Annotated in this window: 15 protein-coding genes; 6 read left to right on the forward strand and 9 right to left on the reverse strand. The window is 46.3% G+C overall.

The genetic code is table 11. The features are described 5' to 3' along the window. Positions 1–2 precede the first annotated feature (2 nt). Positions 3–605, reverse strand: a complete 603-nt coding sequence (locus tag QUA97_RS03355) for a hypothetical protein (RefSeq protein ID WP_333193033.1) — start codon at positions 603–605, stop codon at positions 3–5. A 178-nt stretch (positions 606–783) separates the two neighbouring features. After that, the gene (locus QUA97_RS03360) at positions 784–1,821 is read right to left on the reverse strand and encodes an NADP(H)-dependent aldo-keto reductase (RefSeq protein ID WP_194068466.1); all 1,038 of its coding nucleotides are present in this window, start codon (positions 1,819–1,821) and stop codon (positions 784–786) included. Positions 1,822–2,010: 189 nt separating this feature from the next. On the opposite strand from QUA97_RS03360, the gene QUA97_RS03365 reads away from it, so the two are divergent. The 5 genes from QUA97_RS03365 to QUA97_RS03385 all read left to right on the forward strand — a co-directional run bounded on the left by QUA97_RS03365 (position 2,011) and on the right by QUA97_RS03385 (position 9,816). Then, positions 2,011–3,150 (forward strand): DegT/DnrJ/EryC1/StrS family aminotransferase, encoded by a 1,140-nt coding sequence (locus tag QUA97_RS03365; protein WP_333193035.1) that lies wholly within the window; start codon positions 2,011–2,013, stop codon positions 3,148–3,150. A gap of 231 nt (positions 3,151–3,381) precedes the next feature. After that, positions 3,382–4,257, forward strand: coding sequence for a cyanoexosortase B (gene crtB / locus QUA97_RS03370; protein WP_333090960.1), 876 nt, complete (start codon positions 3,382–3,384; stop codon positions 4,255–4,257). Further along, positions 4,257–4,967: a cyanoexosortase B system-associated protein gene (locus QUA97_RS03375; protein ID WP_194068470.1), complete on the forward strand. Its 711-nt coding sequence runs from the start codon at positions 4,257–4,259 to the stop codon at positions 4,965–4,967. The genes crtB and QUA97_RS03375 overlap by 1 nt, the downstream gene beginning before the upstream one ends. Positions 4,968–5,411: 444 nt before the next feature. Beyond that, entirely contained in the window at positions 5,412–6,929 is a 1,518-nt protein-coding gene (locus QUA97_RS03380; protein WP_333193038.1) for a polysaccharide biosynthesis/export family protein, read from the forward strand. A gap of 580 nt (positions 6,930–7,509) precedes the next feature. Next, entirely contained in the window at positions 7,510–9,816 is a 2,307-nt protein-coding gene (locus QUA97_RS03385) for a GumC family protein (protein WP_194070071.1), read from the forward strand. 313 nt (positions 9,817–10,129) lie between these two features. Here QUA97_RS03385 and QUA97_RS03390 read toward each other — a convergent pair whose 3' ends face one another. From QUA97_RS03390 to QUA97_RS03400, 3 genes are all read right to left on the reverse strand, one after another. Next, a complete protein-coding gene (locus tag QUA97_RS03390; RefSeq protein WP_333193040.1) occupies positions 10,130–13,288 on the reverse strand; it encodes a Calx-beta domain-containing protein in 3,159 nt (1,052 codons plus the stop codon). Between the two features lie 1,181 nt (positions 13,289–14,469). Continuing rightward, a complete protein-coding gene (locus QUA97_RS03395) occupies positions 14,470–14,748 on the reverse strand; it encodes a hypothetical protein (protein WP_194070075.1) in 279 nt (92 codons plus the stop codon). Positions 14,749–14,928: 180 nt separating this feature from the next. Then, complete coding sequence (locus tag QUA97_RS03400; RefSeq protein ID WP_333193045.1) at positions 14,929–15,087, reverse strand: hypothetical protein; 159 nt, start codon at positions 15,085–15,087, stop codon at positions 14,929–14,931. Positions 15,088–16,055: 968 nt separating this feature from the next. Here QUA97_RS03400 and lpdA point away from each other — a divergent pair. Further along, on the forward strand, positions 16,056–17,492 hold the full coding sequence (lpdA, locus tag QUA97_RS03405) for a dihydrolipoyl dehydrogenase (protein ID WP_194070079.1): 1,437 nt from the start codon (positions 16,056–16,058) through the stop codon (positions 17,490–17,492). Positions 17,493–17,895: 403 nt separating this feature from the next. Here lpdA and QUA97_RS03410 read toward each other — a convergent pair whose 3' ends face one another. From QUA97_RS03410 to QUA97_RS03425, 4 genes are all read right to left on the reverse strand, one after another. Beyond that, the gene (locus QUA97_RS03410) at positions 17,896–19,242 is read right to left on the reverse strand and encodes a DUF2254 domain-containing protein (protein ID WP_333193049.1); all 1,347 of its coding nucleotides are present in this window, start codon (positions 19,240–19,242) and stop codon (positions 17,896–17,898) included. After that, a complete protein-coding gene (locus QUA97_RS03415) occupies positions 19,239–20,273 on the reverse strand; it encodes a mechanosensitive ion channel family protein (RefSeq protein WP_333193052.1) in 1,035 nt (344 codons plus the stop codon). Before QUA97_RS03415 ends, QUA97_RS03410 begins: the two co-directional genes overlap by 4 nt. Positions 20,274–20,499: 226 nt before the next feature. Continuing rightward, positions 20,500–20,841: a helix-turn-helix transcriptional regulator gene (locus tag QUA97_RS03420; RefSeq protein ID WP_194070083.1), complete on the reverse strand. Its 342-nt coding sequence runs from the start codon at positions 20,839–20,841 to the stop codon at positions 20,500–20,502. A gap of 23 nt (positions 20,842–20,864) precedes the next feature. After that, positions 20,865–21,206: a type II toxin-antitoxin system RelE/ParE family toxin gene (locus tag QUA97_RS03425; protein WP_333090944.1), complete on the reverse strand. Its 342-nt coding sequence runs from the start codon at positions 21,204–21,206 to the stop codon at positions 20,865–20,867. Positions 21,207–21,359 lie beyond the last annotated feature (153 nt).

The following is a 21,359-nucleotide window of genomic DNA, read 5'->3' on the forward strand; positions in this document are numbered from 1 at the left end:
CGCTATATTACCTCTTTAATCCAGTTGTAGATTTTTTCCAGCCACTCAACTAGCTCCTTTTCCTTAGCGGGGTTCATCCCAATTCCATATCGCCATACTTGATGAGCTTTGGCTACTTCTAAGTCAGCTCCACTATAAGCCAAGCTTAAAGCAGGCGCATTACCAATGCTAGCAGAAATTTTGAGTTCTTTTTTCCATCTATTTAAATTATGACCATCTGGAGATAAAAGTGTTGAGTCGGCAATATCATTTGTCGTTTTGAGATTATTCTGTTTTAACCACACACACTTCATGCCGCATTCAGCAGCATAAAAGAGTAACAAGTAAGAGGAAATGCCTTGCGTTTGTTGAGATGCGGCCTTATGAGCATTAAAGGCTTTCTTCAATCCCCTCACATCAGCAGGAACCTTAGAGCCTTGCTTTTTTTTTTGACCTTTGATTTGGACTAGATAATTTTTTAGCTTATATAAATAAGTGAGAGCCTCAGACTTTTGTCCTGGGTCGATTAGCAATTCGATGTAATTCAATAACTGCTCGATAGCATTCAGTGTTTGCCGATCGATATTCAGTTTAGAAAAGTCTAGGTTTTGTAGAGAGTCTGGCATAGTAACTTTGAATGTATTCTTCTTATATTATAGCTGAGCTATCAACACCTAACTACCTAAAAATTAGTGGATGCTTGGCAAGATAAACTGTTGCCGATTTTTGGCTTTAGGAGGGCAGGAAAGCTTCCTGGCGCGCTTAGCCTGCCCCATAATATCCAGACTTAAGACCAGTTGTCAACTAGGGTGTCGGATTCGGATACTTAGCGTGCACCGCATCGATTTCCGCTATGATATCCTTATCCAAATTCACCTCCAAACTGCCGAGATTTTCCTCCAACTGTTCGAGACTGGTTGCACCGATAATAGTGCTAGTTACAAACCAGCGCGATCGCACATAGGCCAAAGCCATCTGCGCCGGAGTCAAACCGTGTTTGCGCGCAATCTCAATATACGCTTTTACCGCATCATTCAGATTAGTTTTATCGTAACGCTGACCGAATCCAGCAAACAAAGCCAGCCGCGAATTTTCCGGGATTCCCTTCAAGTATTTACCCGTTAAAATTCCGAAAGCCAAAGGACTGTAAGCCATCAATCCCACATTTTTAAAACGGCAAGTTTCTGCCAAATTCATGTGAAAAGTCCGATTGCTCAAACTAAAAGCATTCTGAATCGAAACAACTTTCGGCAAACTGTATTTTTCGGCCAATTCGCAAAACTCGCAAACTCCCCAAGGCGTTTCATTGCTCAAACCCAAATAGCGGATTTTGCCAGCTTTAATTAAGTCAGCAAACACCTCTAACTGTTCCAAAATTGGTACAGTTTCGTGTTCTTGAGTAATATCGTAATCTGGCGCGCCAAATAGCGGTACGTAGCGGTCTGGCCAGTGGATCTGATAGAGGTCGATGTACTCAGTTTGCAAGCGCTTCAGGCTATCGTTCAGGGCTTTTTCGACATTTGGGCGATCGATCTGATTTTTCCCTTCCCGAATCCACTTTAACCGAGTGCTTCTGCCCGCCACTTTCGTCGCTATAATAAGCTTATCCCGCTGCTGTTTCGCCAACCATTCCCCGATATATTCCTCAGTTTTTCCCTGAGTTTCCGGTTTTCCCGGCACCGGATACATTTCGGCCGTATCGATAAAGTTGACACCTTTGGAAATTGCCAAATCGAGCTGTTGGGCCGCTTCTGCAACGGTGTTCTGCTGGCCGTAAGTCATCGTACCCAAACAAATTTCAGATACTGATAAATCGCTGTCGCCGAGTTTTTTGTATTCCATGATTTCGATTGCTGCAAAATTATCTCATTCTATATTACCGAAAAACCTTGATTTAATTGACAACTCCCAAAAACTGCGCTCGGCTTTCTCCTCTCTTCCTCTGCGCTCTCTGCGCCCTCTGCGGTTAAAAATTTAAAAAAAATATCCGCACTTAAATGTTAATATAAATAATTAGTATCCCTGTGGTGTATGAGTAGTCGCCCGCCCAAAGTTCCATTTGTCAACCTCTCCCTGCAACATCAACCAATTCACCCCCAAATAGTAGCAGAAATTGGAAAAATTATCGAGCAAGGAGACTTTATTTTAGGTCAAGCACTGGCAGAATTTGAAACAGCATTTGCAGCAGCTTCGGGAGTAAAATACGGCGTAGGAGTGGCTTGCGGAACAGATGCGATCGCCCTGGGACTCCAAGCTTGCGGCATTAATCCGGGCGACGAGATTATCGTACCCGCCAACACATTTATCGCCACCATCATCGCGGTCATTCAAGCCAAAGCAATACCTATCCTGGTAGATTGTGACCCGGAAACCGCCCTAATTGACCTCACAGCAGCCGAAACAGCAATTACCTCGAAAACTAAAGCAATTATCCCCGTACATCTCTACGGTCAAATGGTATCGCCCAGTCAGCTTTTATATTTTGCTAACCGCCACAACTTAATAATTTTTGAAGATGCCGCCCAAGCACACTTAGCCGAAAGAGAAGGATACCGCGCGGGTTCCATTGGCCAAGCAGCAGCATTTAGCTTTTATCCCAGCAAAAACCTCGGCTGTTTTGGCGACGGCGGGATGTTAATTACTAACGATGCAGAGCTCGCAAAAAAAATGCGAACTCTCCGCAATTACGGAGCACCCAGTAAATATTTGCACACAGAAATCGGTACCAACAGCCGCCTCGACAATTTGCAAGCGGCCATACTCAACATTAAATTGCCATACTTAGAAAAATGGAATCGCGATCGCAACTTAGCCGCCCAACATTACAATACTTTATTAGAGCCGCTCAAAGACAAAGGCATTGTACCGATCGCCAATCACAGCAGTTTAGGTCACATTTATCACATCTATGCGATTAAAATTACTGAGAAAAGCCCCATCGACCGCAATACCCTCCAGCAAAAACTCGCCCAAGAAGGCATTGAAACAGGCATCCACTATCCCGTACCCTGCCACCTGCAACCAGCCTACCAAAACTTAGGCAATCCGGGCGACTTCCCCCACGCAGAAACCCTGTGCCAACAAATTTTATCATTGCCAATGTATCCCGGATTGAGCAATACTCAGATCGAACAGGTTGTACGGGCGATCGGGCGATCGTTGAATTGCTAATTGTTAATATCAAGTTATGCTAAAAGTGTTTACAGCAGTAGAGTGCAGTTATCAAAGCATTCAAGATCAAAATCAACTCACATCCGGTACCAACCAATATCAAAAATCCGTACCTTTTTGAGAAAAGCTATATTAGTGTCCGATGTCAAAAATTAACAAATATTTAACTCACACTTACCAACCGCTTTCCCATTGCCAACCCAGCGCGGCAATATCAAAACCTCTCAAATTATGCACATCCAGCGCAGAATTCAGATTATTTTCAAGCGATACCTTTTGGGCGAAGAAATCGCGATCCTCCTAGTGCTGCTGTACGCCCCCCTGTTAGTACACTGGTACGACGGTTGGTTCAACAAAAACATCAACATCGAACACGAATATTTCAGCCACGGAATAATTGGTTTGCCCTACGCAGCTTATATTGCTTGGACGAACCGAAAATGCTGGCTGCGCTTGCCCAACACCCCGCATCCTTTAGGAAGCTTTTTGCTGGTACTAGCGACACTTTTTTATCTGAGTCGCTTAAGCGATTTAGTGAATTTATCACTCCCATTAATGCTGGCCGGGATTTGCCTGTGCTTAAAAGGAATCCCCGGCTTAAAATTGCAGGGAATGCCACTTTTATTCGTATTTCTGGCATCACCCAACCATATTCCTTACCTCATAGAACCCTACGCATTGCCGCTGCAACACTTCATTGCTGAGGCATCAGGTTTAATCTTAATTAAAGTAGGTCTCAACGTCAGAGTAGAAGAAATTTATCTCTACGTCAACAATCGCATTGTAGAAGTGGCACCCCACTGTGCCGGCTTAAAAATGCTGTTTACCAGTCTTTACGTCAGCTTAATTCTGCTAGATTGGACAGGAGTTTGGAGTTCCTACAAAAAAAGCCTTTTGTTTTTAGTAGCTACCTCTATCATTAGCATCACTTCGAACATTCTCCGCAACACATTGCTAACTTACTTTCACGGAACCGAGAGAGAGACGCTTTTTAATTGGCTGCACGCCGGATGGGGCGGAGACTTGTACTCTGCTTGTATACTAGGTTTATTGGTACTTCTCCTCAACGGCATGGAAAAGTATTCCCCAAACCAGTATGGCAATTGATGAAACAAATAATTTCAGCACAGAAACTACTGCAGCGTTACCAATTATCAAAAATTGTGGTACTGGTATTTTTGTTGGTACTGGTTGGGGCGGTAGCAATTCCCGGCTACCTGACAGGAAATTGGCCTTGGACAAACCAACCAATTCTTGGAAACCTCAAGCAATTAAAAAGTTTGCGCCAAAACGGGATGACACTTCCCGGCTGGAAAGAGACCCGCCTCCAGAAGAACGTCGTAATTGGCGGTAACAGGTGGTTAGTTCAAGAAATTAAAAATCATCAAACAATAGCTATTTTATTGCTGTTGCCTCAAAACGACCCCAAAAACCAGCCCCAAGTAGAATGGCTAGATATCGATGGATTTCACCGATGGCAAACAGACTCTCATCGCACTTTGAGGTTTAAAGTTAAATTAGCCGCAACACCCGACAAGCCGCCGGCTACCATCGAGGCCCGGTTTTTCCGAAGCTGGACTCCCCAACAAACTTTTGCGGTCGTGCAGTGGTACGCTTGGCCTAACGGAGGTTCTCCAGCAACCAGCCGCTGGTTTTGGGAAGACAGTATGGCGAGACTGTCGAACCGCCGCGCCTCTTGGGTTGCTGTCAGTATCATCCTTCCCATTGAAGCGCAAAGCGAGATTAAGATAGTTGAACCGCTGCTGGAATCTCTGAGTCAAACTGTTCAAGCTCAATTAATGGCAGAAACTTTCTGAGTTTAATCAAGAGTGCGATTGAAATCGCTTAAGCTGTTGCTCATATAGATTGTGTATGGCGATTGAGGGTCCGATGGGGATCAGGGGAGAGGGGGAGAGAATTTGACGATTTTTGATTGTCATCAAAATATACAATGTTTATTTGCACAACAGCTTATATACAAACAAACACCGCCTCTGCGGGCTAGAAGAATCAAGCAAATTAAATGGATTTGGTATCAAGAAAAAAGATTTTTAGTTGAGATTTGCCAAACCAAAATGAAATTTAAAAAACAACTAATTATATCATCTCCGATCGCTTACCATAACAAAAACAGTAGGATCGCGCCTGCGTCAGTCAGTGTCAGCGACCGGATTGCGGACTAAACCGCACTACGAACTAATTTTAGATCGACCGGACAGGATATTATTCCAAATAATACGAGATTTTATCTGCCAATAAAAATGCGGGAAAAATTTACAATTAAAAATCGCGTTGCTTTTTCCTTGGCTGGTCTGCACTCAACAGCTTGGACTCTATCTTTTGCTGCTGTATTCTGGGGCTTTAACGGCAAAATTTTTCCCGAAACGGCTTTAGCTCAATCCGTTGTTCCTAGTGCAGAACAGTTGGTGCCGTCGCCACCACTGCGCGTACCGCCGCCGCCAGCCAACTTCAACCGGCAAATTAACCCAGCTTTTCGGAATCGGCCTTACCGCCTAGGCCCTGGAGACCAGATTTCGGTTCAAGTTCAGCGCTTCCCAGAGCTGAATTTTACAGGTGCTATCAGCCCTGAAGGGATAATTGTACTGCCACTGATTGGATCGGTAAATTTGCGCGGTCTGACTGTCGAAGAATCACAGCAGCGACTCCGCGAGCGCTTTGCCCAATTTATCAAAAATCCTCAAGTATCGAGTGCTTTGCTGGTTCAGCGCCCGGTAGTGGTGACGGTGACGGGGGAAGTGGCGAGACCTGGTTTTTATCCGCTGCAAACCCCGCAACTTCCGGCGGCTTTGGCGGCTGCTGCGGGGACTAATCCTACGGCCGAACTGCGGGCGGTGCGGGTGCGGCGGACTCTGCCGGGGGGGGAAGTGGCGGAGCAAGTTGTTGATATTTTGACACCGCTGCAAACTGGTATTGCTCCGCCGGATTTGCGTTTGGAAGATGGAGATGCGATCGTCGTACCGTATAAACAGATTACAACCGATCGCAAGTCCGATCGAGATTTAGCATCCAGGTACAGCCTAGCCGCTGCCGCCCTCCCCGTCCAAATCACCGTCACCGGAGAAGTCAGCAAACCTGGTTTTTACACGCTTCCGGCTGGTTCCGGTCGAATTTCCGCTGCTTTGGTGATTGCGGGGGGAGTCACGGGAAAAGCCGATTTGCGCGAGGTGCGAGTGCGGCGGACGCTGGTGGACGGCTCCTCAGTGGATGAACCCATCGACCTCTACACTCCCCTAGCCAACGCTCAGGATTTGTTCGATTTTCCTTTAGCCTCGGGAGATGTAATTGTCATCCCGGAATTGGACGCTAGTACCAAAAACCTAGACTACGACAAAGCTCTGGTGGCGCGGTCTACCTTGATTAAGCCCAGAATCTACGTTCGAGTTTTGAGTTACGCTAGTGGTAGTTTGACTTCGTTCTACCTAGAAAATGGCAGCAAGTTTTTGGATGCTATCAACAACTTACCTGTAAATTTAGCTGACTTGCGGAAAATGGCTTTGATTCGGTTCGACCAAAAACAAGGTAGAGCTATCAACCGCAAGATAGATGCTAAAGCTGCTTTGGAGGGCAACGTTTCTGAGAACCCGATGCTCGAAGATAATGATGTGATCGTAATCGGTAGGAATCTGGTAGAGCGCGTTGGTTATGTAATCAATACTTTTACTCGACCGTTCCGCGATATTTTGGGTTTTATTCTGTTCTTCGATCAGTTAAGAAATGGGGTAACAAATCTATTCGGCCCATCACCTAATAATAGGTAGTCATTGGCCAAACAGGGCCCAGCGAAGCGGAGGGATTGGGCATTGATTGGCCAAACAGGGCCCAGCGAAGCGGAGGGATTGGGCGGAGCGAAGCGGAGGGATTGGGCAAACAGGGCATTGGGCATAGGGCATAGGGCATGGGGCTCTAGCGTTGCGGAGGGATTGGGCATTGATTGGGCATAGGGCATTGGGCATACCTCACTTTTGTGAGAACCGCTATATTAGTGATGGTTATTAGTTATTAGTTATGATTTACTCAAAACAAACAGTTAACAGTTAACAGTCAACAGTCAACAGTCAACAGTCAACAGTCAACAATCAGCAGTTAGGATCGAAAACTTAATAACTGAAACATCTCCTACAGTCCTCTCTCCTGTAAGTTGCCTTCCTCAAAGGAGGCTCTTCCTCGCCTATCTGCATTACCAAGCAGGGCGAAAGTAACGAGCAATTGCGTAAGTTATTAATAAATTTTAATTCCTAACAGTCAACAGTCAGCAGTTAACAGTCAACAATCAACAGTCAACAATCAACAGTCAACAGTCAACAGTCAACAGTCAACAGTCAACAGTCAACAATCATTATGACTTTATCCGTTGTAAAACGTTATTTAATTGCTTTCGACCAATACAAGTGGGTGGGACTGGCTACTCTGGCGACGACTGTGGGCGTGTCGGGAGTAGTGGCTTTGCAGCCAACTCCCGCGCCGGTTTACGTTGCTTCCGGTACGCTGGCATACCGCAGGCCGAGCGTGATTTTTTCATCGACTACTACTAAAATTCAACAGGAAGGACAAGAAATAACTAAAGATATGCTGCTGGATCAAGAAAATGTGATTGAACCAGCAGCAGAAAAACTCATTAAAGCCCAACAAAAACCAAACACAAAAGTAGCAGCAATAGTCAATCCAAAAGAAACGGAAAAAAAAGTACAAATTTTGACTAAAAAGCTGGCAGACAAGGTGCAGATCAAAATGCCGACTAAGAATAATGACCCCAGCGCTTTGATTCAAGTATTGTACAAAAATGCCGATCGCACAACAGCAGAAGAGGTACTGGAGGTGCTGATGAACGCAATGGTGGAGCGCAGCCAAGATATTAATACTTCTAGATTGCGAGAAACGATCGCCCAAATTCAAGAACGCTTGCCGAAAGTAACTCAGGAACTCAGAGAGACGGAAGCAAAACTAGAAGCCTACGAAAAACGAGAAGGAACTTCAATTTTAGCAGCTCAGAACGGTACGCTGCCGCAAGCGATTACCGGCAGCCAACAGCTGCAGCGGCAACTCCGCGTGCAGTTGGGAGGAATTGAAGCTCAAATTAATAGTTTGCAGGATCGCTTGGGATTGAATGTGGAGCAAGCTTACGTCGCTCAAGCACTTTCTGCAGATCCAATTATTGCCCAACTGCGAGTGCAATTGTTTTCGATCGAATCTCAGCTCAAAATTCTCCGCAGCGACTTGCAGGAGGAACACCCGAAAATTGTAGAATTGCTCAAACAAAAACAAGCTTTTGACGAACAGTTGCAGCAGCGACAATCTGAGGTGCTCGGCGGTAACGGGGTGGCGGCACCGCTCAGAAGTGCCGATCGCATTCGGATAGACTCTTCTTTAGATCCGGCCAGACAACAGTTAGCTCAAAATTTGATTACTTTGCAAACCCAGCGGGAAATGGTGCAACAGCAAATCAAAGGAGTCGAAAAAACTGAACAACTATTGCGCTTAGAGCACGGCACAATTCCCAACAAGCAGTTAGAACAAGCGCGGCTGATCCAGCAAGTGGGGTTCAAAAAAGCTCTCTATGACAAGATGCAGTCAGCTTTGGTAGACGCTCAAGCGGCGGTAGCGGAGACAACGGGGAGTTTGAGAATCGCCCAGCTTCCCAAAACTGATGATGTTGACTCAAACAAGAGAGGTTTGCTGGTGATGTTGGCGGTGGGGGGATTTGTAGGATTGCTGCTGGGCGGTGGGTTGATATTTTTGTTGGGGATGCTCAACGGCAAGTTTTACAGTTGGGAAGAAGTGCGGGCGGCTTTGGTGGAAAAAGAGGTGCCGGTACTGGCAGTTTTGCCTGAAGCGATCGTGTTTGATTCCTACGAGGATGATATGCCTCTGGCTTTGGAACCCAATTCGCCCTATTTGGAGTTTTACGAGCGGTTGCGGACTAATTTGCGTCGAATTGGCGAAAGTCCGGTGAAGGTGGTGTTGTTGACTTCTGCGGCTCCTTTGGAGGGGAAGAGTTTTAGTGCTTACAATTTGGCAATTGCCTCGGCTCGATCGGGCAAACGGACTTTATTAATTGAAGCAGATTTGCGATCGGCTTCCAACGTAGAATCCTTGAGAATCGCTACAGATCCTCTAGCGGCGGTGGAACCTTTGCACTATTACGGCAATATGAGCGAGTGCGTCCATTTGGTTCCAGATGTGGAAAACCTGTATGTTGTGCCGAGTCCGGGATGTTTGCGGCAGGCTTCGGCGGTACTCGAATCGAGTGAAATGCGGAGATTGTTCGAGGATGTTCGCAATCGCTTTGATTTTGTGGTTGTGGATTCTCCGGCGTTGAGCGAGTGCAATGATGCGTTGACGCTGGAACCGTACACGGACGGTATAATTTTGGTGGCGCGGGCTGGTTATACTCTGGCTAGTATGTTGTCTGAAGCTGCGGATCAGTTGCTGGAATTTGACGACGAGGATTCGCATAAATCGGGGCCGCGGCTGTTGGGGGCGATTATCAACGGTGCTGATATTCCGGTGAAGAAGTTCCGCAACGATATTGATGAGTTGGAGTGGCCTTTGAGTGATGGGGGCGATCGAGCTATTGAAGTGCGATCGAGGCAATTACCGCACCAGTCTAAGCCAAAAAACAAAGTTATTCATAATAAATTTAACTGATTTACGGGGCTTGATGGGACGAGCAATTGCATTCATTCATTCATTCATTCATCAACTATTTTCAAATTATCTGCGTTCAGCAACGTTCATCAGCGGTTTTCCTGTAAATCAAAAATTCATACAAGAGTTGTTTAGTCTCAACTCCAAATATCAATATCAAGCGAGGATGAGGCAGCATTTAAATCTGTCTGCCTCTCCCACTTGACATTGGTGACAACTTTAGAAGTTATCACCAATGATTAAAACCCACTAACGCAAATCGCTAGTCAAAAAACGCACTGAGCAAATTGGTTAAAGGCGACCAAACTAGCATCTAAGCCAGCAATAGATTCGGGGCACTGCTGCCCATAATCGGCTCTTTGGGTAAATTCAACCAATTATCTGTGGTACCGAAATTGCCGATCGAGTTAGTGGAATTAATCCCGACGTCAGAGGAATTTCCTGGGCTTGCCATCGCCATTCGGCCCAAAGAGTTGGTGAAATTGCTCATCCAATCCCCGTTCTGAATATCGGTACTGCCCTGCAAGGGAATCGCATTTTGCCCGCCATTGCTAACTTGGTTGTTCGCATTAGCTGCAGCAAAGTTAGTAATTGGATCGTCGAAGACAAGGCTAGATGCAGTTAAGGTACCAGCGATCGGAGCAGGAGCAGGAACAGGTGCAGTATCATTGTCTATGATGCTCAAAACGGTGCTGCTTTGGTTTCCAATTGTGGCACCTATAGGGCTAACCAAAGTTAAACCGAGAGTTTCGTCACCCTCAAATAAAGTGTCATCGATAATGGGAATGGTGATGGTTTTGGGTACTAAATCCCCATTGCCAAAATTGACAGCGATCAAACCATTAGTGTAATCAGGGCCGGCTGTAGCAGTACCATCGGACAAGCTCACCGTCGCTGAGACTGCACCGACAGCACTACCAGTACGAGTGACTGTCACTGCTGAAACAGGCGTTCCATTTTCGTTGACACTGAAGAACGGGGCGCTGAATTGCAGGGTGCTGTCATTGTCTACGATCGTCGTAACGGCGGTACCTTGGGTTCCAATCGTGGCATTGCCGGTCGGGTTAACCAAACTTAAATTGACAGTTTCGTTACCCTCCACCAAAGTGTCATCGATAATGGGAATATTGACTATCTTGGGTGCAGAATCCCCTGCGGCAAAATTGACAGGGATGGCAGTATTGTCGTAGTCAGCAGGGGCTGTAGCACTACCATTGGTGAGGTTCACGGTAGCTGAAACTGCACCGGTACTACTGCCAGTGCGAGTGACTGTCACGGCTGCAACGGCCGTTCCATTTTCTCTGATCCTGAAGGTAGGAGCGCTAAATTGCAGGGTGCTGTCATTGTCTATGATGTCCAAAGTGGCGCTACTTTGGGTTCCAATCGAGGCATTCCCTGTCGGGCTGCCCAAACTTAAATTGACAGTTTCGTTACTCTCCAACAAAGTATCGTTGACGATCGGAATATTGACCGTCTTGGGTGCAGAATCGCCAGGGGCAAAATTAACAACGATCGCATTAGCATTGTAGTCAGCAGGGGCTGTAGCAGTACCATCGGTTAAGCTGACGGTGGCTGAGACTGTACCAGAGGTTACACCAGTGCGAGTGACTGTCACGGCTGCGATCGGCGTTCCATCTTCGTTGACACTAAAGGTAGGGGAACTAAATTGCAGGGTGCTGTCATTGTCTACGATGGTCGTAACGGCGGTACTTTGGGTTCCAATCGTGGCATTACCTGTGGGGTTAATCAAACTTAAATTGACAGTTTCGTTACCCTCGAACAAAGTATCGTTGACGATCGGAATATCGATCGTTTTGGGTGTAGAATCACCAGCGGCAAAATTGACAACGATCGGACTATTGGCGTAGTCAGCAGGGGCTGTAGCAGTACCATCGGCCAAGCTCACCGTCGCTGAGACAGCAGCCACACTACTGCCAGTACGAGTGACTGTTACGGCTGAAACGGCGGTTCCATCTTCTCTGATTCTGAAGGTGGGGGCGCTAAATTGCAGGGTGCTGGTCGGGACAGCAGCGTCATTGTCTACGATGTTCAAAGTGGCGGTACTTTGCGTTCCAATCGTGGCACCTGTCGGATTGGTCAAGCTTAAGTTGACGGTTTCGTTACCTTCCACCAAAGCGTCATCGACAATAGGAACGACGATCGTCTTGGGTGTAGAATCCCCTGCGGCAAAATTGACAGGGATGGCAGTATTGGCGTAATCAGCAGGGGCTGTAGCAGTACCATTGGTGAGGTTCACGGTAGCTGAGGCGGCAGCGGTGCTGCTACCTGTGCGAGTGACTGTCACGGCTGCAACGGGCGTTCCATCTTCGTTGACGCTGAATGTGGGGGCGCTAAATTGCAGGGTGCCGACAGGGAGAGTGTCATTATCTACGATGTTCAAAGTGGCGGTACTTTGCGTTCCCAAGCTGACACGGCTGGTGCCGGTGGGATTGGTCAAGCTTAAGTTGACGGTTTCGTTACCTTCCACCAAAGCGTCATCGACAATAGGAACGACGATCGTCTTGGGTGTAGAATCCCCTGCGGCAAAATTGACAGGGATGGCAGTATTGGCGTAATCAGCAGGGGCTGTAGCAGTACCATTGGTGAGGTTCACGGTAGCTGAGGCGGTGCCGGCGCTGCTACCTGTGCGAGTGACTGTCACGGCTGCAACGGGCGTTCCATCTTCGTTGACGCTGAAGGTTGGGGCGCTAAACTGAAGGCTAACCGGATCTTGAGTCCCTTGATATTCAATGTTCCGCAGCAGGTAGTCGGAACTATCGTCTTTGAAGGAGGTGGCGGTGTAGGCAGCGGTGGGGCTATCGTAGGCTTTGGCTGAGAACCGCAGTTCGTCAAAACTAATGTTGCTCAGAGGGTTTGCTTCTATTTTGAATTTGAAATTGCCATCGGTGCGATCGCCCGTGAATGTCACTCCATCTGAACCCACAGTAATGGGTTTTACGACTGCGGGAGAGTTTAGACGAGTAATCGTAAAATTGCTGGCAGGTACCAGAGTCCCGTTATTAAAGATTTGCAGCAAACCAACTTCATTACCTTGATCGCCGAGTCCGGGGTTAGTTTTGGGACTCAATGCGCTGAGGTCGATCGTCGCGCTATTAATATTTTGGTCTTCTGCCCATTTCAGCTTCAGTACCTGAGATTGACTGGTGTTCGGATCGTAATTAATTTCCGCCCGATTTTTATTAGGATCGGTGAACCAACCATTATAAGAGGATGGCACACCAATACCAGGGGTGCTGCCGTAACTCAACCAACTTTTAGGGTTTTCATTCGTTGGTAAAGTGAGATTGGCGATCGCGGTAGGGTTGAGGTAGTCAGTTTCCACCCCATCAAAAGCTACCCCAGACAGTTTAATGCCTTGATTCTGGGCAGCAGTAGGCCATTTTGTGATTAGGTCATTGACGTTGGTGAAATTATTGGTTTGACCCAAAGAACCATTGAAAGAAGTAGGCATAGCTTTTCTTTTGCTAGTAATTAAGGATTGGAAGTGACTGAAAACCAAACAAAGCTTTGGGCTTTTTTATAGTTCTCGGTCACGGTAAGAAACGTTTCAACATCAATAACTTCTATCCGGAAAAACTTCCGATATTTTTTTCAGCCCTAGCCGCATCCCGACAAATAAACCGGGTTTTTTGGCTTATTTACGGGTCACAGGAAGTATTCTCGCAAAAACCCTGTTTCTGGCCGCTGGTGCGTAAGAAACCGGGTTTTTTAGCTTATTTACCTGTCACAACGTGTCTTTTTGCAAAAACCCGGTTTCCGGCCACCCGTGCGTAAGTCCTAATTTTTTGAAGCCTGTAAACAGCGGGTTTTCCACATCCGTAGAGGAGAGCTTAAATAATTGTCACAGTCCGTAAGTTTACTTAGAATAATTGTCAAAATATGTGAAGGTGCAGTTGCTGGCTAGCAGCGGTGTTTTCTCTGCAGCTTAAAGCTTTGAGGCGTTGCAGAGTAGAGCGATCGATTCAGGAGGGACAGGAAAATTCCTAAATTTGAGATGGTGAAGTAACAATCGAATAGAGTGCTTCTACATTTCCTCTGATTTAAAATGAACAGGTTTTGTGTAATTTTGACCTCGTTACTCGCCGGATTTATCTCCCATTTAGCTGTCATCAGTTAAAAATCTCAGCGATGGTCGGTTCTCAAAGAGTTTGAGTTTTAAATGTTATTGATGAAGGGATTGCTAAATCTATTAATGCTATGAATAATGATGAAAAGGCTGGAAAATATTTTCATCCTTGCGGTCTATTTTTAGAATTAGTTAGAGAGTTAAATTTTTTATAAGATTCGATCGCAAATAGCTGTAAACTACTAATTCAGATCCTGTCCGATCGACCGGGATTAAAAGCCGGGGCGGGTTTTTGAGATTGTCAATTGTTGGCAGATATTTTTGGTAAGCCATCGCCTACGGTATGAGGGGCGATCGACCGGACGCGAGATGACCGAGCAAGTTACCCAAACTCTTGCCGTTGCTTCGCCTAAATCGCCTATCCAAACAATTTACAGACAAAGACTAACCACAGTATAACCGCTGGCCCGATCGCACTCGGCACGGCAAAATCCAACCGGGGCGATCGCCCGCCAGCTTCTATCATCGGTCATTTATCGGATGTGATTGCTTAAAAATTTTGAGCGCTATTGATTAGATTCCGGGCGTTTCTGGCGTTTTTGCTGCACAAACTGTTCCAAATCCGCGATCGCATCTTCAAAATCCGACAAATTAATTTTCGCAGGTTTAGCCTTCTTCGGCGGACTCGAAGGCTGACTCGCAGACTTAGCTTGAGGAGGCGGAGACGGAGGCTGCGCCGCTTCAGTGTTGGCAGTTTCTATATAGTCGAACAATTCATCCAGAGACTGAAAAAAAGATTGAGCCGAGGCCCGGCGTGAATCTTTGCGATCGTCGTCATCCATCATAAGCTACTCCATAGACTCTAAAACTTGCCGAGAAACTGCGCCCCCCGGCGCGTACAGATATTGGAAATCAAAACCCCAATCAGCTAAAACCCTTGAGAAATTTTACTTTGAGCCGAGGCCAGATCCACCTCGCATCCCCCTTAAGAAGGGTGACTTTGACCGCCTCTTGTTCCCTCCTTTTTAAGGGGGGCTAGGGAGGATCGGGCTTCTTAAGGGAAGTAGGGCTTGACTTCGATCGCCTCTTCCCCCTTCTTCAGGGGCTGCGAGGGCGATCGGGACTATAGGATCAAACACTAAACCCGCACTGCATTTGACGTGGTTGTTGACATCAACCGGCATTGTCAGCCCTCAAAGTCTATCTAACTTTACCCGCCCAGTCAGTGATTTGAAACTTGGGGCGCACCGAGATCGCAATCATTGACCCTAAAAAAATCTCAGTTACTGTCTAATTAACCCTAGTCTAGTCGAGAATAAGGACACAGGACTTATCAGAAAATTGGGTTGAAAACCCCGTCCTTTGAGGACGGCTTTTTTGCATTGTTAAGTAAAATAACAAATCCATCTTCACAAATGAATATGGTAGAATAACTAAATCAGACAAGATGTAAAAACCTACCTCCGGACTGGGGGAAAGTCTACGCCCAAAACATTTTTGAGGAGATATGACTGTGCACGTAACGTGCAAATGCGGTCAGCCTGGGAACCCTAGCAATAGGGATATTAAGACACAAATGTCTTAAGAATCCCCGTGCCTTAAGGCCGGGGAGTGTCAAATAAAATACCCTGAAAACCCTGTGATTTTAGTCCAGGGATGAAAGGGCATGGCAGGATTTATCCTGCCTATCAGATCTAAGAATTGCACAAATGTCTGGCTAGTGTGCTATCGTCAACAAAGTCGAAAGTTGCGAATTTTGAGAAATCAAGTATCTAGCTGTTCAGCAGTACGGATGCTCAAAATAATTAATCACAACCAATACTAAAGTTCTGAACCGATTAAATCGTCTAAATCGTCAGTAAAAGACGTTAAAACCTACCTCCGGACTGGAGGAAAGTCACGACTGAGGAGCTAGTTGTAAGACTAGGATAGCAGACCGCCATGTGGCAAAAGGATTGCGCCCGGAAACCCTGACAATAGGGATATTAAGGCTGGAAAGTCTTAAGAATCCCCGTCGCTTGAGCGCGGGGAGTGTCAAGCAACTATTGCCGCTGTTCTAAGGTTGCGATCGCAACCTACAAGCTTAAAATGACGGACAGACGGTGTTTTTTGCTTGAGTCCTAAGATTTCAAAGGCATTAGGAGATTTTAAGGTGACTCAGGGATTTGATTACGATTTAGCAATTATCGGCGCTGGCGTGGGCGGACACGGGGCGGCCATACACGCGGTTAGCTGCGGGCTGAAAGTGGCAATTATCGAAGCGGGCGATATGGGCGGAACTTGCGTCAATCGCGGCTGCATTCCCTCTAAGGCGCTGTTGGCCGCTTCCGGGCGAGTGCGGGATTTGCGAAATGCCCACCACCTCAAGATGTTGGGTATTCAGTTGGGAAACGTGGATTTCGATCGCTCTTCGATCGCCAATCACGCTAACACTATTGTTAGCAAACTTCGCGGTGACTTAACCAACAGCCTCAAACGTTTGAACGTCGATATCATCCAAGGTTGGGGCAAAATCGCCGCCGCTCAAAAAATTACTGTCGAAACAGATAAAGGCGAGAAAACTATTACCGCCAAGGATATTATTCTCGCCCCCGGTTCGATTCCTTTCGTTCCCCCAGGGATAGAAATTGACGGCAAAACTGTATTTACCAGCGATGATGCTGTCAGATTGGAATCACTACCAAAGTGGATCGCAATTATTGGTAGCGGTTACATCGGTTTAGAGTTTTCGGATATTTACACAGCATTAGGCTGCGAAATTACGATGATTGAAGCTCTAGATCAATTGATGCCGACTTTTGACCCAGATATTGCTAAATTGGCCGAACGAGTGTTAATTACACCCCGCGATATTGAAACAAAAGTGGGATTGTTGGCTAAGAAGATTATTCCCGGTTCCCCGGTAATTATTGAATTAGCTGATTTCAAAACGAAGGAAGTTGTTGAAGTTTTGGAAGTTGACGCTTGTTTGGTAGCAACTGGGCGAGTTCCGGTAAGCAAGAATTTGGGGTTAGAAACTGTTGGCGTGGAAACGATGCGCGGTTATATCCCAGTTAACGATAAGATGCAGGTTTTGGTGGCTGGAGAACCGATCGCGAATTTGTGGGCGATCGGCGATGTTAATGGCAAAATGATGTTAGCGCACGCTGCATCGGCCCAGGGAATTGCGGCTGTCGAAAATATCTGCGGGCGCGCCAGGGAAATTGACTATTTGAGTATCCCGGCGGCGGCGTTTACTCACCCGGAAATTAGCTATGTGGGAATGACTGAACCTGCGGCCAAAGAGTTAGGAAAAACTGAAGGGTTTGAGGTAGCTTCTGTCAAGAGTTATTTTAAGGGAAATTCTAAAGCTATTGCGGAGGGTGAAACCGACGGTATGGCTAAGGTGATTTACCGGAAAGATACTGGGGAATTGTTGGGAGTTCACATTTTTGGTTTGCACGCTTCGGATTTGATTCAGGAGGCGGCAAATGCGATCGCCCAACGGGATTCTGTCAACACTTTAGCGTTCCGAGTTCACACGCACCCGACGCTTTCGGAAGTGCTGGATGAGGCTTTCAAGCGGGCGGCTGGAGCGGGTAGTCATTAATCTGTAGGGGCTGTTTTCTTGTTTTATATCCCCGACTTGTTGAATAAGTCGGGGATTTCGGTATTCTGTTTTAGGGCGGCGGTAGAGAAAGTTAAAGGAGATGAAAGTGTTCGCAATTGCAACTTTTAGAGAGAAACTGGTTTCTGAGATTTACGCAAGGGCCGAGAAACCGGGTATTCTTGGAGTTTTTGATTGGGTGACGAGAAATATAGAGAGAAACCGGTTTCTGAAATTTACGCAGAATAGATATCAAATGGGTTCTATAGCGGTTCGATCGCGTTGTGAGGTATGCCCTATGCCCGGTTTGGCCTATGCCCGACATTACCTCCTATGAGAGTTCGAAATGCTATACACAACAACTTAACTAATTCAGTAGTCGAAATATTCAAACTTCCGGTAGTCCTCAATCCTGCTCTATAGCTTTCAATGCTGCTAAATATCGCTCTTTAATATCTTTGCGATCTAATTCATCGAAATTTGCCTGCTGGCTGGCGCGATCGGTCAAATCTGCGTGTCGCTTGAGTGCTGTTCGGTGTGTGGTTCGATTGGTGAAACGGGCCACAACCGCGATCGCCTCTAGCAACCGCATCGTGATAGCTACATTCGATTTTCCATTCTGTCGAATTTGGTTAAAGGCTGCATCGAGCACGTCTGCAAAGGCGATCGGTTCTGCAATCATCCGCAACTGGTTGCTGTCGTCGTAGCGGTAGGGAGAGGGAATCTCTCTTTGGGTTAAACGACAAAGGGCCGCACTCAGTTGGTCAATACAGCGGATAGCCGTAAACGGATCGTTGATTCCTGGGGAAAGAGCGCGTACTGCAATCTCAACCAGTTGGTCGATCGAAAACTCTACATCCTGCCGCTCCGTGCGCTGCGAGCCAATCAGAAAAGCACCGTTAATCTTGGATGTAAGTTCATCGTTTACTTGTTTTCCAGGAAAGACTTGTACAAGTTCACTTCCTTCGACAGTAAAGCGACCGGGACGCTGTTGAATTTGTAACAGCAGGTTATGCTCGCTAGCAATTTGCATTAGTTGGTCATTATTAATGGCTTGAATGTAGCCACCATTCTTTGCTGAAACTGGACGGGCATCTTGCTCAAAATTAGCTGGAATCTCGGCGGAAATATCCGATGGATTGTCTTGCTGCTTGTTTTTAGCTTTACTGGTTCCCATACTTTCTGGAAACAGTCGATCGATCGCATTATCAAGTTCCTCACCAACTAATTTAATCACATGATCGACCTGAATTGATAAGGCAGAATGATGAATGAAATAAATCAATACGCCAATGCTGGCGATCGCCAAACCAATGCCACAAGTTACTGCTAGGTGGGGGACAAACTCATGTTCTTCTAACCCGTTGATTGTTCGCAGCACCATCAAGCTATACACAAAGGTGGAAATGAACGTTCCCAGCACAATTTGGTTGCCCTTATCTTGCATAAAGTTACGCAGCAAGCGAGGGCCAAACTGCGAAGATGCAAGTTGAAGCGCAACGATTGTAATTGAAAAAGCTGTAGTAGCAACGCTCATCATTGAACTGGCGATCGCCGAAAGAATCGCGCGCGAACCGCTCGGGCCTAGAGTATAGGCCCAACCCAATTCTCCAATCAGCTTAGTTTTTTGATTTTGGTCAATCCCGATGGTGACAAACGAAAGTGCGATCGCCAAAAAAACCATGACGCTTGGAACAAACCAGAAACTCGAATTTAAGGACTCCCACAAGTTGCTCAATTTCGTATTTTTCACCGATCTTTCCCCTCAGTATGTTTGTTGTTGGAAATTACTTTGCCATCCTCAGATTTAGTGCGTTGAAACTCTGTTGCGGCTAGTTGTCTGAGGGCGCGGCTGATACTGCGCGATTTGGGAACTTCAGCTTGTCCGGCGGGCCAGCCTTCGCGCTGACGTTTGCGATCGCCGTCTGTGTCTTCTGTCTGATCGTGGAACAAAATCTGCTGAGTTGGGAAGGGCAGATCGATCCCATTTGCTACTAGCTTGTTTTTAATATTAGTTAATACGCGGTCTTGAAAATCTAAGAGTTCGGCACGGCGAGGAGGCTGCACCCACCAGCGAGCGCGAATGTTAACACTGCTACCGGCCAATTCTACGACGATCGCATCGGGAGCTGGATTTTTTAGCACCCCATCAATTTCATGAATTGCCTCTAAAATTAATTTTTTGGCAGTATCAATATCATCTCCGTAGCCAATGCCGATGTCATACTGCAAACGGCGATTGTCAAACGCTGTGTTCACGATGACTGAGTTGGTGAATAGTTCTGAGTTGGGAATTACTATGCGCCTACCATCATAGGTTTTGATTATTGTCGCCCGCGTTTGAATGTTTTCTACAGTTCCTTCAAAGTTTTTGAAGACAATTTGGTCATCAATTTGGAAGGGTTCAGTTAGCAGGATCAAAACACCCGCCAGAAAATTTTGCAGGATATCGCGAAACGCAAACCCGATCGCCACACCGCTAATCCCCAATAGCTGAATGAGATCGTTTGCTTTGATGGACGGAATGACGATCGACAAAGCAATAAACAATCCTGTAAGAATGGTTACTCCTTGTGCTAATCGCCCCAGCACCAATCCCAAATTGCGAGCTTGACGGTGAGCGCTGGTTAGTTTTCTAACCGCTCGTTTCAATGTTTTGCCAATAAAAAAGAAAATTGCGAAGACAATCAGCGCCAGTACAATATTTGGTAATAAAATCAGAAATTCGTTTCCCATTGCCTGGATTTTACTCCAAACATCGGTGATTTTTTCTGTTGTATTCACAAGAGTTTTAGTCAATAGGTCAAGTCAGATTCTATGCCTAAGCGATGGAATCGGCATCTACCAAAGGTTAGGAATTTGCGGAAGTGGAGCGCCCTGAATGCCTGCTATCTTGGTTGGGGCGCTGGTAGATGGGCGGCGGTTAAGGTTTAAGTTAAAGTGCAATTCCCGACGGGATAGCTACGCTAGGGGAACGCGAAAGCGAACGCTGGTGCGTACTTTTAGTAATTCAGTTAAGATGAGATATTTGTGAGGAACCGCTGTTAAGAATCACGTCAGCTATGTCTTGGCGTGTAGCACCAAAGGTAAGCAAGGTGCGAATCAGGAGATCGAGGGAAGCGGAAGGATCGCCAGCTTCTATTTTAGCAACTCTTGATTGGCTGGACTTAATTCTTTGAGCAAGTTCGTGCTGCGTCATCTGTTGGTTAATCCGGTTTTGTTTGATGGCTTTACTCAGTGCAAGTTTCATTTCTATGAAGGCTGTTTCTTCTGCTGAAAGTCCTAGAAATTCCTCTGCTGTTCCGATAGTCCATCCTGCTGCTTGTAGGCGTTGGCGTTTAGCTGTGTCCATAAAAATACCTTCCTGATATCAATTCAAATTTGGTCGTATTGTTTCAACCGTTTTTTACATTTTTCAATGATAAAATCCGGTGTTTTGTTCGTAGTTTTGTTAAAGACATCGAGTATAATGATAGCATCTACGTCTATTCGATAAATGATGCGCCAATCCTTGCTTGTCCCTGAATCGGCTAGACGGATCTCGTGACAATGAGCTCCGATGCTTGGCATAGGGCGAGAGAAAGGCATGGATAGGCTTTCGCCATCCTGTAGCTTTCGCAGGAAAAATCCGGCTTGAATACGCGCCTCAGTAGAAAAAGGCGGTGTTTTTACTTCCCCACTAAGCCAGACAAGGGGTTTGCTTTCCGAATCTACCATCTATATTTTAGGTTTTTTTAGATGATATGTCAAATCAGACATATTAGCAAACTAGCTTGTCTGCTGCAAATCCGGCTGACTTTTGGCAACAACAAAAGGAGATTCGACATCAATTAGCCAGTTTTCATCAATAACTGTCTGATTCGTATCTAA

The organism is Microcoleus sp. CZ3-B2 (genome assembly GCF_036705055.1).
GTDB lineage: Bacteria > Cyanobacteriota > Cyanobacteriia > Cyanobacteriales > Microcoleaceae > Microcoleus.